The following is a 14,995-nucleotide window of genomic DNA, read 5'->3' on the forward strand; positions in this document are numbered from 1 at the left end:
TGCGCGGTCAAGGGGCGGAAAACTTGGCTTGCCAAGTTTCGGCCCCATTGCAGGGGTGTGGGGGCGCTGGTCCCCAGTGGGGACCGTCAAGCGCCGACCGAGCCGGCAGGCGAGACAGAGTCCCCAAGGTCTTAGGTCAGTATACCCCTTTTCCCGGCGGTTGTCAATGAATCCACAGGGGCGCGGAGATCAGATAGAGCGCGGCCCAATAGAGGACCATGATGGGCTTCTGCCACACCGGGGGCAGGCCGGAGAGCTCGCTCTTGGCCACCATCATGTCGGAGACGAAGAAGAAGAGCGTCCCCAGCGCCAGGGGCCAATAGGCCTCTCCGGCGGAAAAGGGCAGCGCCAGACCCAAAGCCAGGGAGGCCCCCAGCAGCGCCGGGTATAGGCAGAAGGGCACGGTGAGTTTCCCCAGCTTGGGCAGCTCCTTGCGGAAGAGCCAGGCCGCGCAGGCATAGGACAGAACCCAGAGGGCAAGGCCAGCCCACCCCGCCGGGGCCAGCCCCCAGAGCCACACAATCAGGCAGACATGGGCCCCGCCGAACAGCAACATCCCAGGGACAAAGCGGATTTCCAGCAGGGCGTCGGCCCCGGTGCAGAGCACGAAGAACCAGAACGCCCACTGGGCCAGGGGGTTCTCCCCACGCAGGCACAGGGCCAGCCCCGCCGATGCCACCGCCAGAAAGCTTCCCGCACATTTGGCGATGAGACTTTCCCCCATCAGCCCGGCCCGGCGCAGGATGAAGTATAGGGCGAACAGCGCCGCCCAGAGGGGCAGGGCAAAGGCGGAGTATAGCGCAAGGCTCATAGGGCTTCCCTCCTAAAGAGTATTCGGACTGCTGTCAATATATTGTTCATTCAGTTCAAAAGAAGTCAGAATCTTTGATTTTTTGAAGCAGGCGGGGAAGGTGATTCTTTTTGAGACGTCTGGCTTTAGAGGCCTCTTTCCCGGGAAATGTCATGGACCAGGGGAAAACGGCAATAAGGCCCTAATCCAGATACATTTCCAGCTCGATCTCGTGGCGCAGAGGGATGCCGTGCTCGCCCAGCTCCGGCAGCTGGGGCTTCATCCGGCGGGTATACTCCAGGGAGCCCCGGTAGAACCGGGCCATGTCGAAGCCCCGCTTCTGGTAGAAGCCCAGGGCCTCCAGGTTGTCGTTGGTGGTCGTGACGGTGAGAGTGCGGCAGCCCTGGTCCTTGGCGGCCTTCTTCACCCGCTGGATCAGCTCCGTGCCGATGCCCTGGCCCGGCGCATCGCTGTTCAGGGACACGATCTCGCACACCCCTGCCGCGATGGAATAGGTCACAAGGCCCACCAGCTTCCCGTCTGCCCAGGCCCCGAAGCCAGGCAGCTTTGTCATGTCGATGACAATTCCATGGACAACCATATCCGTGGCGAAGAGCCAGTGCTCCCGCAGGTAGGCGTTGGCCTGCTCCCGGTTGCCCCCGTTGATCACCCCATAGCTCACCGAAAGGGGCATCTTCTCCGCGGGCTTTTGATCGGGTTCCTCCTTGGGCACGGGCGCGGGCTTCTGCTCCGGCTTTCCGGAGGGAATGGTCATAGTGATGGGACTGGCCACCGTCTGGGGAGCCTCCGGCTTGTCCCCCTCCCGGGGTGGGCCCAGGCGGTAGATCCCCACGCCGTAGGGGGGCAGCTCGATGCAGCCGTTCAGCTCCCGGGCCTCCCCGGTGAACAGGTCCACGGCCGGGCCGTGGTAGTTTATGTTGATGTTGAAGCCGCTCTGGTCGGCGTTGATGCCCACCAGCACGGTCTCCTCCGGGCACTCCCGGCGGATGACGATCTGCTTGTTCAGCAAGGTCTCGTTCTTGTAGCTTCCCTCGCTGAGGGCCTTGGAACCCAGCTTGATCCGGCTGAGCTCCCCAATAAACCGGGTGAGCTTGTTCTGAATCGGGACGTCGAAGCAGGGGCGCAGGGAGGGGTCGCCGTCTTTCTTGTCCCCGTCCGCCCCCCACTCGCTGCCATAGTAGAGGCAGGGGATGCCCGGCATACAGTAGAGCATGGTGTACAGGCCGGGAAGCTGCTCCTTCTCCTTTAAAATAGTGTGGATCCGGGTGACGTCGTGGTTGTCGGCGAAGCAGAGCAGATGTTCCCCCTGGTAGAGGCACCAGTTCTCGCTGCCGAACTGCCGGTTCAGGGAGTGGGCGATCTCGAACATGTTCTTGTCGTTAAAGGAGGAGTAGAGCCCCTTGTAGCACTCGTAGTTGGTGACGCTGTCCAGCATCTCCGGGTTCATGATCCGCCGGTAGTCCCCGTGGATCATCTCCCCCAGCAGGAAGAAGGCCGGATCCTTGCCCTTGCAGTACTGGTGCAGGCGGCGCAGGAAGTTCTCGTTCAGCAGGTAGGCCACGTCCAGGCGCAGGCCGTCGATGGCGAACTCCTCCATCCAGCCGCCCACGCAGTCGAGAATGTGGTCGATGACGGCGGGGTTCTGCAGGTTCAGCTTCACCAGCTCGAAATGACCCTCCCAGCCCTCGTACCAGAGGCCGTCGTTATAATTGGAGTTGCCCCCAAAATTGATGTGGAACCAGTCTCGGTAGGGGGAATTCTCCCGGTTGCGGAGCACGTCCTGGAAGGCCCAGAAGCCCCGGCCCACGTGGTTGAACACCCCGTCCAACACCACCCGGATGCCGGCCTCGTGGAGGGCGTTGCACACGTCGGCGAAGTCCTCGTTTGTGCCCAGGCGGGTGTCGATTTTCCGGAAATCCCGGGTGTCGTAGCCGTGGGTGTCGGACTCGAACACCGGGGAGAAGTACACCGCGCCGGTGTGGAGGGATTCCAGGTGGGGCACCCAGTTGATCACCTTGCGGATGCGGCTCTGGGGCTGGCCATCGTTCTCATAGGGGGCCCCGCAGAAGCCGATGGGGTAGATCTGGTAGAACATGGCGGAGTTCTGCCAGCCGGGCTGGTTTTTCAGATGGATCACTTGCTTTTCGCTCATGGTTTCGTTTCCTCTCTTTCCTGATATTCCGGGCGGGCTTCCATCTGGCCGCAGAGCATGGTGGAGAAGCCGAACTTCTCATAAAACGGCCGCAGGCCCTCCTCGCCGTAGATCACGGATATCATATAAATTCGGCCGGCCTTCAGGCGCTGGATGGCCCGGTTCATCAATTCCGTGCCGATGCCTTTCCCCTGATACTCCGGGTGGACCATCACGTCCTGGATATAGGCGTCGGTCACGCCGTTGCTCACCACATCCAGAAAGCCTATCAGCCTTTCTCCGTCATAGCAGGCGATCTGGAGGTAGTCCCGCAGGGCGGGGTTTCCCAGTTCCGCCTCCATGCCGCCCCAGCCCACCGAGCGCCGCAGGGCCGCGATGCTTCTGGGGGATATGCGGGGGTTGATTCTGTATTCCAGCATAGATTTCTCCTTTTTAAGCCGCAGGGGGCATTCTGCCGGTTTATGCTTCCAAGAAGCTGAAAACCGTACTGGTGTATTTCTCCGGCTCTTCTATTCTGGGGAAATGCCCGCTGTTTTCAAAGACAACCCGCGTCAGATTCCGCACATTTTTCGTGAGATACTCTGTTTGATATTTTGTGCAGGCGGGGTCGTATTTCCCGTTGATCAGCAGTATCGGCAGATTTGTCTTAAGGAGCATTGGCAAAAAATTATCCAGCATGGTTACCCTTTTTCCGGAAGAATCCCCTTGCGCCGGCCCGGCCTCCAGCAGCTTTTTCAGGTGCCCCTCCCCTTTGGCCCACATCTCGTCGGTAATGCCGCTGGTGTCCATGCTCCGCCAGTATTCCTCAGCAGAAATGCCGTGCAGGTAGTTCCGCAGCTTCGGGTCCTCCACATAGCCGAGCAGGGTCATCAGATCAATGGGAACCTCCTGCCCGCCGTGGTAGTCAGGGGCTTTTATCTTTTCGCAGAGTTCACGGGCCTCCTGATGAGCCAGGCTCTCGATATGCCCGCTTACATACTCCGCCACGGATTTCGCGGAATCCTCAAACCACAGGGAGGGGCACTCCAGGATGATCCTCTGGATGGAATCCGGATACATATCCGTGTATAGAACCGCAAGCATCCCTCCATAGGAATGCCCCAGTATGCTCCATTTTTCTATGCCAAAGGATTTCCTCATTTCTTCCAGCATCTCCACCTGATACTCCATACTGTAGTCCTCGTCCTCGCCGATTGCATCTGAGCGGAGGACTCCCAACTGGTCGAAGGAAATCACCCTCACTTTTTCGCCCAGGGCTTTCCCCTGGTTCACAAAATCAAGGCAGCTGGCCCCCGGGCCGCCGTGAAGATACAAGAGCGTATTCCTGTGCTCCGCCCCATACAGTTCATAATACATTTTATGAGAAAAAATATCTACAAACATTTCTGCATCCTCCTTCTGATACTTTGCCCCGCCTGCCCTGGGGACTGGAATTCATCACTCGGTCATAATCGCCCAGCGGATACCGAACCGGTCCACAAAAACCACATGGCAGGAGCTATAGGACGTGGTTTCCAGCGGGTATATGGTCCTGCTGCCCTCTTTCATGACTTCATACGCCCTCCGCACTTCCTCTTCCGTGTCATAGATGACCGTGAGGGAATTGGAATGGCAGGTCTGGGCTTCCATCTCCACATCGTCGCTCATAAAGATCCGGTGGCCTCCCAGCACAAGCTCCGAATGGTAGATATTGTCTTTTTGGGTATCGTCCAGAGAGCTATATTGGGGATCGTTGGCCTCTCCATAGGAAATCAGACAGGCAATCTTTCCCTCAAAGGCCTTTTCATACAGATGGATCGCTTCCCGGCAGGTTCCTCCAAAATTCAATGTTGTGATCAGCTGCATTTCCGGTCTCCCTTCCACAAGTCAGCCCAAGCGGCAGGCGTTCCCCTCCCAGGCGAACACGCTGCGGTAGAACGCGGTCATGGCGTCGATCATGTGCCGCAGGTCCTCCCGGCCGCCGGTCTCATAGGGGGAGTGCATGGCAAGCTGGGCAAGGCCGATGTCCACCGTGGGGAACGCCGCCTGGGAGCCGGAGATCAGCCCCAGGGTGCCCCCGCCGGGGGCGGAGGAGTTGTTGTAATAGTCCTGGGTGGGGACGCCGGCCTTCTCGCAGATCAGCTTGAACAGGGCGGCGGTGGAGGCGTCCGTGGCGTAGCGGGTGCTGTGCTTCACCACCACGCCCCCATTGAGATAGCAGCGGCTGGTGGGGTCGGCCTTGTCCGGGTAGTTGGGGTGCACGGCGTGGGCGTTGTCCGCAGAGAGGAGCATCCCCCTCTGGATGGCCCGGATCCGCCCCTCCTCGTCCTTCCCGGCCCACTGGCAGATTCGGGAGGTCACGTCCAAGAGGAAGGTGGCCCCGGCCCCCTGGCGGGTGGCGCTGCCGGTTTCCTCGTTGTCGAAGATGGCGCAGACCGTGCAGTTCTCGGGGTTTTCGCTCTGCAAAAAGGCCGTGACGGCAGAGAAGGCGCACTCCAGGTCGTCCAGCTTGGGGGCCGCGATCAGCTCCTCCCCTGCCCCATAGACCGTGCCCCTCTGGCGGTTGTAGAGGTAGAGCTCGTGGGAGAGGACGTCCACCTTTTTGGCCCCCACATGCTCCGCCAGCATGGCCAGCAGGTCGGCCTCGCCGGTGCCCAGCAGGGGGAGGGTATCCCGCTGGGGATCGGTCTTGGAGCCGTTGTTGGCCTCCCGGTTCATGTGGATGGCAAGGCTGGGGATTACCAGAAGGTCCCGGTGCAGGTCCACCAGCTGCATCCGCAGGCCGGCCTCTGTGCGCAGGGCCAGCCGCCCCGCCACAGAGAGGGGCCTGTCCAGCCAGAGGTTCAGGGTCATGCCGCCGTAGACCTCGGTGTTCAGCTTGGTGTATTTGCCGTCCCCGGCCTTCATCTCCGGGGAGCCCTTCACCTTGAAGCAGGGGGAGTCCCCGTGGGGGGCCACGGCGGAAAAGGAGGCGAAGTCCTTCTTCGGGCAGCGGAACGCGATGAGGCTGCTCATGTTCCGGGTGGTGAAATAGCCCCCGCCCGCCTCCAGGACCCAGGGCTCCGTCTCGGAGAGCTCGGTGAAGCCGGCATGGAGCAGCATTGCCCGCACCGCGTTTATGGTGTGAAAGGCTGTGGGGCTGCTCTCAATAAAGTCAAAGAGCCGGTTGGTCAGTTGGTCCGTCATGATTTCTTCCTCCCCTTGTTTTGTCGGATAACCGTTTAAAAACTTGATTTTTGCTACAGAAATTATAGAAATTAACCAATTTGTATCATACCATATTTTCCTAATTAACGCAAGCCGGTGAAAGAAAAAAGAAGGGAAGGAACCCAAAAGGATTCCTCCCTTGAAAGATCCAGAGCGTGTTTATATAGGAAAGGCATAGTGAACGCAGCTCAAAGGAGGAATTCTGCCTCTTTTGAGCCAGGCGGGGAGGCTGCTAGTTCCGGATCCGCCCAGTTTGAAAGTCGTACTCATCGATTTTCAAGTGAGGTTCCTATACGGGGGGGGGGCTGACCTATCGAGAAGCTCTGCAAGCCGCATTCTGCCAGGTAAGAATCCAGAACGGAGTGTGCTCCTTCCTGTGGACTGCTTCTCCCACAGCGACGAACCCACACCGCTCATAGACCTTTCGGGCCCGGAGATTGAATGCCGCTACAGTAAGGCGGAGACTTTCAGCGCGGAGCCGGCTTTGGGCGAAGTCCATGCCGGCCAGTACAAAAGATTTCCCCAATCCCAGTCCGCACAGATCTGGGCGCAGTCCCAGGCCCATATCCAGAAAACCCGGGAGATAGGGAGACGCCCCTTCTGTGGGAATCCTCGCTTCAGCACCGAACTGGTAAAAACCAACCAGTCCCCCTGTTTGGTTGAGCAGGACATAGGAGCCGCTGTCCAGTAGATTGCAGGGCGGCTCTCCCTCTGGCCAATTATAGAGGGCGTATTCGCCGGGGTAGCGCCAGGCGGCAATTTGGGCGGCATGTTCCGGAGCCATGGGGAGGATGGGAGAGGGCATACTGCGTTTCATCCCGGCCTCCTTAATAGACGAAATGATCCGGCAGGCTGATATAGCCTCGAATATGCTTGTCTTTGGGCCGCTCCACAACGCCGGACACGTTTCCCAGGTTCCCCTCGGCCGCCAGGATGGAATTCCCCCGGTCCTCCAGCACGATGCCAATATGGTCATGCTGCTTGTTCTCGAACACCTTGTCGTAGAGCACGATGTCCCCAGGTAGGGGCGCGCAGGCGGCGGAGCGCCAGCCGATGCGGTTGTCCTTCTGGGCCCATTCGTCCCAGGCCCCGCAGCCGGCCAGACTGCAGGAGCACTCCTGGGGCCGCGCGGGGATTTCGTACCCCGCCTGGACGCAGCAATAATAGACAAAGGCCGCGCACCAGAGGCCGTTGGCCTCCTTCAAGGTCCATTTGGGAAACAGGCTGACGATGGGCTGGATGTTGGGCTTCAGGCCCATCACAGCGCCGTGCCAGGTTTTCAGGGCTTCCGCCCGGGCCAGATTGGCTAGATCAAGTTTTGTCGCCATAGTCGGCGTCCTCCTTTATTGTTTGAGTAATGGAAAGCCTTCGGGCCAAAGGACGGCCCTACGGCAAGGTCGTGGAGCTCAAGAGTTCGCGAAGCGAACTCTCCCACACACACGCAAACTTTTATCCTGGTTAGCTGATTCGGTAAAGCCGACCACATCGACCGGTCCAGCTGGTCTTAAGCTGGTCGTCGTGTGGGGGCGAAACCCCACGACCTTGCCGTAGCCGCCGACCTGTGGCGGCGAAGGCCTCCTACCACTTCAGAAAATACGCATCCCTCGCCCTCACGAAAACGCCGGGATGAATTCCTCTCCCATGGCCTTGCGGGACTGGACAAACCCGTCCAGCCCCAGGTCGAACAGCGCCTCCTGGACCTTTTGAAGTTCCCGGCGGGTGATGGGCCGGGAGAGCTCCGGGTAGCCGGGAATGCCCCCTGGCGCTTTGGCCAGCCCCCAGGGGGTGTACTGAGCCATGAGGCTCACGGGGATTCCGGGGAACTCCCGGGCGATCCGCTCCAGGGCCGCGATGGAATTCTTCGTGTGCCCGGGCAGAATCAGGTGGCGGATCAGCACCCCCCGCTTCATCAGGCCGTCCTCCCCGTATACCGGAGGCCCTGCTTGACGGACCATCTCTCGGATAGCCTGAAGCGCCGTTTCCGGATAGTCCTCCGCGCCGGAAAGATCCCGAGCCAAGGAGGCTTCTGCATATTTATAGTCCGGCAGATAGACATCCACCAGCCCCTCCAGACTCTTCAGTACCTCCACGCGCTCATAGCCGGAGGTGTTATAGACCACCGGAACAGGCGGCTTTCTCAGAAGAAGCGCCTGGCGGATCTTGTGGGCATAGTGGGTGGGGGTCACTAGATTGATGTTGTGGGCCCCCTCGTCCGCCAGCCGGAAGAAGATCCCGCTGAGCTCCTCCGGGCTGACCGCCCAGCCGGGAAGCTCCCCGGAGCTGATCTCCCGGTTCTGGCAGTAGAGACAGCCCAAGGGGCATCCCGAGAAGAACACCGCGCCGGAGCCCTTATGCCCGCTGATAGGAGGCTCCTCCCAGTGATGAAGGGCCGCCCGGGCGACGCGGATTTCGCCGCCGCTGTGGCAGGAAGCAACCTCGCTTTCCCGGAGAACTCCGCACTGCCTGGGGCAAAGGCGGCAATGGAAAGCGCTCATGGGCGCAGAGCCAGTATGGCACAGTTGCTGCCCCGCTGGCCACGGGTTTTCCGGTGGGAGAAGATCAGGTCGCTCTCCTCCATGGTGCATACGCCTCCCAGGATGATATTCTCCGGCAGAACGCTCGCTCCCAGCAGGGACTGACGGCAGCACTCCCACAGGTCTACATGGTATTTTTCGTGCTCCGGCCCGGTGACGAAGCTCTCTGCCTCTGGCAGAGCCAGGAATTCCTTTGCCACCGGCTCATCCACTTCGAAGCAGTTTTTGCAGATGGAGGGGCCAATAGCGGTCAGAAGCTCTTCGGGCCTTGAGCCAAACTCCTCCACCATGCGCCGGACCATCACGGCGGGCATTCCGGCGGCGGTGCCCCGCCAGCCCGCGTGGGCCAGCCCGATGGCCCGGTGGACCGGATCCACAAAGTAGACGGGAACACAGTCCGCAGCAAAGACCACCAAACTGACTCCCGGCGCGTTGGTACACAGGCCGTCCGCGCTTTCCGTGTCGTTGCGGGTCCAGATACCCAGCCCCCGATGGCTCTGGTCCACCCGGCGGATGTCCGTCTTGTGTACCTGAGTGCCACACACCAAAGATTCCGGGTCGAGCCCCGCTGCCGCGCAGAAGCGCCGGTAGTTTTCGCTGACGTTTTCCTCGCTGTCGCCCCGGCCGAAGCCCAGGTTCATGGCGGCGAACTCCTTTTGGCTTATGCCCCCCAGCCGAGTGGAAAAGGCATGGTTGACAAAAGGCAAGTCCTTCCAGGGGGTGAAACGCAGCACCCCCACGCCATCCTGCAGCTCTAGCTCCATATTGCCAATGGGCAGTTTTTTGGGGGAGTCGGGAGGGAGTGTCCTAGGAGATTCAATCACCGGCACGGGATATGTTTTTTTATTCACGTTAATTCCCTCATATTTCTGTTTAATCATCACCCGGCCCACAAAGTCCAGGCCGCAGCTTTTGCAGTGGAACTGGGATTGAAAGCCCCGGTTCCGCGCGGTCCAGCGGGTGGAGCGGCAGCATCTACCTCCGCAGCGGGGACAGAGAAAGCTCAGATATTCCGGACGGATTCTGGGGTCGGCCAAGTCCCGCACAAAGCTGGTGCGAAAAGTCATCCGCTGGTAGAACTCCTGGTCGCAGGTCTGGATATACGGGATGATGGCCTCGCTGTCATAGAGCTTTTCCAGAATCCGCAGGGTGACCAGGCTGTCATCCAGAGCCCGGTGCTGTTCCATCGCTGAGATGTCCAGATCCAGCAGACGGGCTACCTTTTCCAGACCTGCCTGTTCTGTGGTACTCAGACCCAGGCGTTCTTCAGCATAGCGCTGCAAGTCGCAGTAATGAGTGAGGAAGGGAACCTGTATGTCTCCGTTGAAATAGCGGCAGTTTTCAATAAGGGTGAGGATATCCGCCAAGCCCCAGGTTATCAGCAGGCAGTCCCCCAGCCACCGGCGGAACTGGCTGACCGCCCGCATAAAGGTGATGCCGCCGGTGAGGTTTTCCTCTGTGATGCTGGTGAGCCCGGCCACCACAGAGTTTAAATGCTTTCCCACCTGGGGGCGCACGAAACAGGAGAAGGTCTTGGCGGGGCAGAAATCCTCGCCGCATTTCACCGCGCCGAACTCGATGATTTCGTTGATATAGCCTTTCCGCTTACGGCTATAGGCGGCGTTCCACTCCAGGTCGAGAACGGCGATGTTCAATGGCATAGGCCTCCTTTGGTTTGATTTTGGCGGCTTTTGGGGCGAAGAAGCTAGGTGAGGAGCACAAGACCGGGCGGGCGAGCCAGCTGGGAAACTGTGCCCACAGCTGGCTGAGAAGGGATAGCTCCACACATTGCCGGGTCCAGGGGTGGCCTAACCCCTGGTGGGGTTTGGGGGCGACAATCGCCTGCGGCGATTTCCCGTCGCCGACCGAACCAGCAGGTGAGACAACCCCAAGGTCTTGCCCTTCGTAGCCTGAGAAGCGTATTTTTGAAGGTGAATTGGCAGTCGAAGCCTGACAAGAGGAAACTTTTTACAAGAGAGAAAGTTTCCTCTCGTTTGCTTTGCAAATGCAAAGAAAAACAGGGGACCCCCGACGAGGGTCCCCTACGCAAAACGTCCCACCGGGACGTTTATGCTACCCTCCTGCGTTATTTTTCTCAGGTGTTAAGGGCAAGACCTTGGGGACGCCGTCCCCAAACCCCTGCGAGCTTTTGAAAAAGCTCGTGCAAAACTTTTACGGTTGTTCGGTTAGCTCGACAAAAATACGTGAATTGTCTGCGACGAACGAAGTGAGGAAGCAGGGTAAAAGTTTTGTCCACTTTTTCAAAAGTGGCGGGGTGTGGGGGTGAGCGTCTGCCAGTGGCAGACACGCTGCGAACCGACCGAGCCGGCAGGCGAGACCCAGCGCCCCACGACCTTCCGTCACGTGGACTTCTTGCGGCTTTGGATCTTCATCCGCTGCTCGTGGGAGAGGATGGCCTTGCGCATCCGCACGCTTTTGGGGGTCACCTCCACATATTCGTCGCCGCTGATGAACTCCAGGCACTGCTCCAGGCTGAGAACAGAGTGGGGGGTGAGCTTCAGGGCTTCGTCTGCGCCGGAAGAACGGGTATTGGTGGCATGCTTTTTCTTGCACACATTCACCACTAGGTCCTCGTTCTTGGGGTTGGCCCCGATAATCATTCCCTCGTATACTTCCACGCCGGGGCCAATGAACAGCCGTCCCCGGTCTTGAGCGTAGAACAAGCCGTAGGCGGTTGATTCCCCAGTTTCAAAGGCGATGATGGAGCCCTGCTGCCGCTGGGAGATATCCCCTTTGTAGGGCTCGTAGCCGTCGAAAACATGATTCATAATGCCGTTGCCGTTGGTGTCCGTCAGAAACTCCGAGCGATAGCCCATAAGCCCCCGAGCGGGAATTTTGAACTCCATATGGGTCATGCCTCCCTCCCGGGTGCCCATGTTGATGAGCTCCGCCTTACGGGACCCGATCTTCTCCATCACCGCGCCCACGTAGCTGTCTGGAGTCTCGATCATCAGAAGTTCGATGGGCTCCAGGCGCTGGCCGTCCTTCTCCTTGTAGATCACCGTGGGGGGCGAAACCTGGAATTCATAGCCTTGGCGACGCATCTGTTCAATGAGAATGGACAGGTGCAGCTCGCCCCGGCCGGAGACTTTGAAGGTGTCCATGCTTTCGGTTTCCTCCACCCGCATGGCCACATTGGTCTCCACTTCTTTGAAGAGCCGGTCCCGGATGTTCCGGGAGGTGACAAATTTCCCCTCCCTTCCGGCGAAGGGGGAGTCGTTCACTTTAAACATCATGGAGACAGTGGGCTCGTCGATTTTCACAAAGGGCAGAGGATCAATTTGGTCCGGAGCACAGGCGGTCTGACCGATGTTCAGATCCGCGATGCCGGACACGGCGATAATATCTCCCAGCTGGGCGGATTCCGCCTCCACCCGCCGCAGGCCCTCAAACTGATAGAGCTTGGTGATTTTGGCGTTTTTATGGCCCTCCTCGCCGCCCCCGCAGATGGCCACCTGCTGGCCGGTTTTCACAGAGCCCCGTTCCACCCGGCCTATGCCGATACGGCCCACATAGTCGTCATAGTCGATATTGGAGAAGAGCACCTGGGTGGGGCCGTCCAGTTCTCCCTGGGGAGCAGGGACTTCGTTGAGGATCATCTCAAAAAGCGGGGTCATGTCCGTGCCGGGAACGTCCGGATCCAGGGTGGCATAGCCGTCCCGGGCGGAACAGTAGGCCACGGGAAACTCCAGTTGGTCATCGTTGGCTCCCAGCTCTATAAACAGGTCCAACACCTCGTCCACCACTTCCGCAGGGCGGGCGCCGGGCCGGTCGATTTTATTCAGCACTACCAGGGCCTTTTTGCCCAAGCCCAGGGCCTTTTTCAGCACGAAACGAGTCTGGGGCATACAGCCCTCAAAGGCGTCCACCAACAGTAGCACGCCGTCCACCATCATCAAAACCCGTTCTACCTCGCCGCCAAAATCCGCATGGCCGGGGGTGTCCACAATGTTGATTTTTGTATCGTTATATTTTACGGCGGTGTTTTTGGACAAAATGGTAATGCCCCGTTCCCGCTCCAGATCCCCAGAGTCCATGACCCGTTCGGCCACAGCTTCGTTGGCCCGGAAGATGCCGCTTTGGCGCAGCAGCTGGTCTACCAGGGTGGTCTTTCCGTGGTCAACATGGGCGATAATCGCCACGTTGCGCAGATCGTTTCGAATACCCATCGCAAATACATTCCTTTCTATTGCTTTCAACATTCCCATTTTCTAGTCAATTATTATACCACGAAAGGCAGGGTTTGAAAAGCCCTATTTGCAGAGGGCATGGAAGCGTATTATGCAAAAACGTTTTTAGGCTCTCCCTTCATAGAAGGAATTCCAGGAAAAACCGGCATGCCTCGTCAGAGCGAAGGATGCCGGTTGGCCCGCCCTTAGCCCAGGGCTGCAGCTTCTTATAGTTGACACAGTTCAAAAGAGACGAAACGCTGCTATTGAACCAGGCGGGGAGAAAACAAACGCCGGAACCGCCCAGCTCGGAAGTCAGTATTTTCGGGTACGGTTACGATATGTATGGCGATTTTATGGTTGGAGACACCCCGTCTATGGCTTCATTCCGGGCGGCAGCGGCCAGGTAATCCCCTGCTTCCTCCTCTGACTTCATGGCAAGAACGGCTTCTGCCAGGCGGTCCCCCTGCGCCTTTGTCCAGTGGGATATTGCGTGGCGGACAGAAAGTAGAGAGGCTGCGGATACACTGAATCCTGTGATGCCAAAGGACATGAGCAGGGGAATAATTCTGGGGTCGGAGGCGGCTTCGCCACAAATGCATACGGGAATCCCCCTCTCCCGTCCGCAGCGGATGACATGCCGGAGGGCCCGAAGAACTGCGGGCTGTAGGATAGAGTATAGATCCGCCACATGAGAGTTCCCCCGGTCGCAGGCCATAATGTAGCCGGTCAGATCGTTGGTGCCTATGTTAAAGAAGTCTGCTTCTGTGGCTAAAATGCCTGCCAAAAGCGCCGCTGCCGGAGTTTCAATCATTACCCCCACCGGAAGCGTTTCCGCATGGGGGATTCCACGGGCTGTGAGCTGTGCTTCGGCTGTTGCCAAAAGAGCCTTGCCGGCGCGCAGCTCTTCTATGGTGGAAACCATCGGCAGTAAGATCCGCAGATCGCCCTCCATGCCTGCGCGCAACAGGGCCCGCAGCTGCACGAGGAATACCTCTGGATTTTTTAGGCACCAGCGGATTCCCCGAAGGCCCAGAAAGGGGTTCTCCTCTTGGGGGAGATTCAGGCAGGGAACCTCTTTATCGCCGCCAATGTCCAGCGTACGGATGACCACTGGACGCCCCGCAGCTGCCTGGAGTACCTGAGAATAAGCTAGAACCTGGTCCTCTTCTGTGGGGACATGAGGACTGTTCATAAAAAGATACTCTGTGCGGAAGAGCCCGATTCCCTCCCCGCCGGATTCTATGGCCCGGGGCGCCCCGGCGGGCATACTGATGTTGCAGTATAGCTTGTATTCGACTCCATCCGCCGAGAGGGTCTTTCTGTCCCGAAATATCTCCATCTGCCGGCGTTGGTTTAGAAAATCCTCCCGGCGTTGCCAATAAGTGCTGATTTCAGCTTCTTTTGGATCGCTGAGCACTTCTCCCTTCATACCATCCACGATGACAAAGGAATCGGGAGACAGACTACGTGTCGCCCCTGTCACGCCGCATACTGTAGGAATCCCCAGCGCCCGAGCCAATATGGAAGAATGGGAAACAAAACCGCCGGTTTCGGTGATGATGCCGACGATATTTTCTTTGTCGATGCCGGACATGATAGAGGGGCTTAACTCCCGACCCACCAAAACGGTGCCTTTGGGGGCATGGCTAAGGCTCTTTTCTTTTACACCCAACAGCACACACAGCAGAGCCCGGTATACATCCCGGATATCCTCGGCACGCAGGCGGGTAAGCTCGTCGGTAGAGGAGGAGAACGCCTCGATATAGCTATCACAGGTTTCCTGTAAGGCGGCTTCTGCGCTGTAGCCCTGTAGAATGAGGTTCTCTATCTCTTCCAGTAGGACGGGATCGCGGACCATATCAATATGGGAATCCAAAACAAGAGATTCGTCATATCCGGCGGACAGCCGGAGCAGCTCTACCTGTTCAGCGGTGTTGCGGCGGAAGGTTTCGACCGCCTGCCGGAACCGCTCCTGTTCGGCTGGGGCCTCTGTGGTCCGCCGGACTTCTTCCGAATGGTATGGCAGGCATGGCTCTTCCAGCAGCATAACCCGGCCAAGGCCGACCCCCTCAGATACAGCGATGCCGTGTAGCATTTGATAAACCTCCCTTTTGGTGGA

The 14,995-nt window shown here is 58.8% G+C and carries 12 protein-coding genes; all 12 read right to left on the reverse strand.

Going from position 1 to position 14,995, the window contains the following annotated elements; all coding sequences use genetic code 11:
- Positions 1-163: 163 nt before the first annotated feature.
- The 12 genes from D7X94_RS07210 to ptsP all read right to left on the reverse strand — a co-directional run bounded on the left by D7X94_RS07210 (position 164) and on the right by ptsP (position 14,971).
- Positions 164-811, reverse strand: a complete 648-nt coding sequence (locus D7X94_RS07210; protein WP_120427059.1) for a lysoplasmalogenase family protein — start codon at positions 809-811, stop codon at positions 164-166.
- 181 nt (positions 812-992) lie between these two features.
- Positions 993-2,963: a GNAT family N-acetyltransferase gene (locus tag D7X94_RS19830; RefSeq protein ID WP_120427060.1), complete on the reverse strand. Its 1,971-nt coding sequence runs from the start codon at positions 2,961-2,963 to the stop codon at positions 993-995.
- Complete coding sequence (locus D7X94_RS07220) at positions 2,960-3,382, reverse strand: GNAT family N-acetyltransferase (RefSeq protein WP_199715035.1); 423 nt, start codon at positions 3,380-3,382, stop codon at positions 2,960-2,962. The genes D7X94_RS19830 and D7X94_RS07220 overlap by 4 nt, the downstream gene beginning before the upstream one ends.
- A gap of 40 nt (positions 3,383-3,422) precedes the next feature.
- Positions 3,423-4,346 carry an alpha/beta fold hydrolase gene (locus D7X94_RS07225; protein ID WP_120427061.1) on the reverse strand — a complete coding sequence of 308 codons (924 nt, stop codon included), beginning with the start codon at positions 4,344-4,346 and terminating at the stop codon, positions 3,423-3,425.
- A gap of 54 nt (positions 4,347-4,400) precedes the next feature.
- Positions 4,401-4,808 (reverse strand): VOC family protein, encoded by a 408-nt coding sequence (locus D7X94_RS07230; RefSeq protein ID WP_120427062.1) that lies wholly within the window; start codon positions 4,806-4,808, stop codon positions 4,401-4,403.
- A gap of 21 nt (positions 4,809-4,829) precedes the next feature.
- The gene (locus D7X94_RS07235; protein WP_199715037.1) at positions 4,830-6,128 is read right to left on the reverse strand and encodes a M18 family aminopeptidase; all 1,299 of its coding nucleotides are present in this window, start codon (positions 6,126-6,128) and stop codon (positions 4,830-4,832) included.
- A 331-nt stretch (positions 6,129-6,459) separates the two neighbouring features.
- Positions 6,460-6,966, reverse strand: a complete 507-nt coding sequence (locus D7X94_RS07240) for a GNAT family N-acetyltransferase (protein WP_158590934.1) — start codon at positions 6,964-6,966, stop codon at positions 6,460-6,462.
- A gap of 10 nt (positions 6,967-6,976) precedes the next feature.
- Complete coding sequence (locus tag D7X94_RS07245) at positions 6,977-7,477, reverse strand: CHAP domain-containing protein (protein ID WP_120427064.1); 501 nt, start codon at positions 7,475-7,477, stop codon at positions 6,977-6,979.
- A gap of 282 nt (positions 7,478-7,759) precedes the next feature.
- Complete coding sequence (locus D7X94_RS07250) at positions 7,760-8,644, reverse strand: radical SAM protein (protein WP_120427065.1); 885 nt, start codon at positions 8,642-8,644, stop codon at positions 7,760-7,762.
- On the reverse strand, positions 8,641-10,344 hold the full coding sequence (gene pgeF / locus D7X94_RS07255) for a peptidoglycan editing factor PgeF (protein ID WP_120427066.1): 1,704 nt from the start codon (positions 10,342-10,344) through the stop codon (positions 8,641-8,643). Before pgeF ends, D7X94_RS07250 begins: the two co-directional genes overlap by 4 nt.
- A gap of 699 nt (positions 10,345-11,043) precedes the next feature.
- Positions 11,044-12,873 (reverse strand): translational GTPase TypA, encoded by a 1,830-nt coding sequence (gene typA, locus D7X94_RS07260; protein WP_120427067.1) that lies wholly within the window; start codon positions 12,871-12,873, stop codon positions 11,044-11,046.
- A 334-nt stretch (positions 12,874-13,207) separates the two neighbouring features.
- Positions 13,208-14,971, reverse strand: coding sequence for a phosphoenolpyruvate--protein phosphotransferase (gene ptsP / locus D7X94_RS07265; RefSeq protein ID WP_120427068.1), 1,764 nt, complete (start codon positions 14,969-14,971; stop codon positions 13,208-13,210).
- Positions 14,972-14,995: the final 24 nt, after the last annotated feature.

Source organism: Acutalibacter sp. 1XD8-33, assembly GCF_003612555.1.
GTDB lineage: Bacteria > Bacillota > Clostridia > Oscillospirales > Acutalibacteraceae > Acutalibacter.

Coding starts and splice junctions, on each gene's coding strand:
- D7X94_RS07210 (WP_120427059.1), bottom strand. CDS start 811: ATGAGCCTTGCGCTATACTCCGCCTTTGCCCTGCCCCTCTGGGCGGCG.
- D7X94_RS19830 (WP_120427060.1), bottom strand. CDS start 2,963: ATGAGCGAAAAGCAAGTGATCCATCTGAAAAACCAGCCCGGCTGGCAG.
- D7X94_RS07220 (WP_199715035.1), bottom strand. CDS start 3,382: ATGCTGGAATACAGAATCAACCCCCGCATATCCCCCAGAAGCATCGCG.
- D7X94_RS07225 (WP_120427061.1), bottom strand. CDS start 4,346: ATGTTTGTAGATATTTTTTCTCATAAAATGTATTATGAACTGTATGGG.
- D7X94_RS07230 (WP_120427062.1), bottom strand. CDS start 4,808: ATGCAGCTGATCACAACATTGAATTTTGGAGGAACCTGCCGGGAAGCG.
- D7X94_RS07235 (WP_199715037.1), bottom strand. CDS start 6,128: ATGACGGACCAACTGACCAACCGGCTCTTTGACTTTATTGAGAGCAGC.
- D7X94_RS07240 (WP_158590934.1), bottom strand. CDS start 6,966: ATGAAACGCAGTATGCCCTCTCCCATCCTCCCCATGGCTCCGGAACAT.
- D7X94_RS07245 (WP_120427064.1), bottom strand. CDS start 7,477: ATGGCGACAAAACTTGATCTAGCCAATCTGGCCCGGGCGGAAGCCCTG.
- D7X94_RS07250 (WP_120427065.1), bottom strand. CDS start 8,644: ATGAGCGCTTTCCATTGCCGCCTTTGCCCCAGGCAGTGCGGAGTTCTC.
- pgeF (WP_120427066.1), bottom strand. CDS start 10,344: ATGCCATTGAACATCGCCGTTCTCGACCTGGAGTGGAACGCCGCCTAT.
- typA (WP_120427067.1), bottom strand. CDS start 12,873: ATGGGTATTCGAAACGATCTGCGCAACGTGGCGATTATCGCCCATGTT.
- ptsP (WP_120427068.1), bottom strand. CDS start 14,971: ATGCTACACGGCATCGCTGTATCTGAGGGGGTCGGCCTTGGCCGGGTT.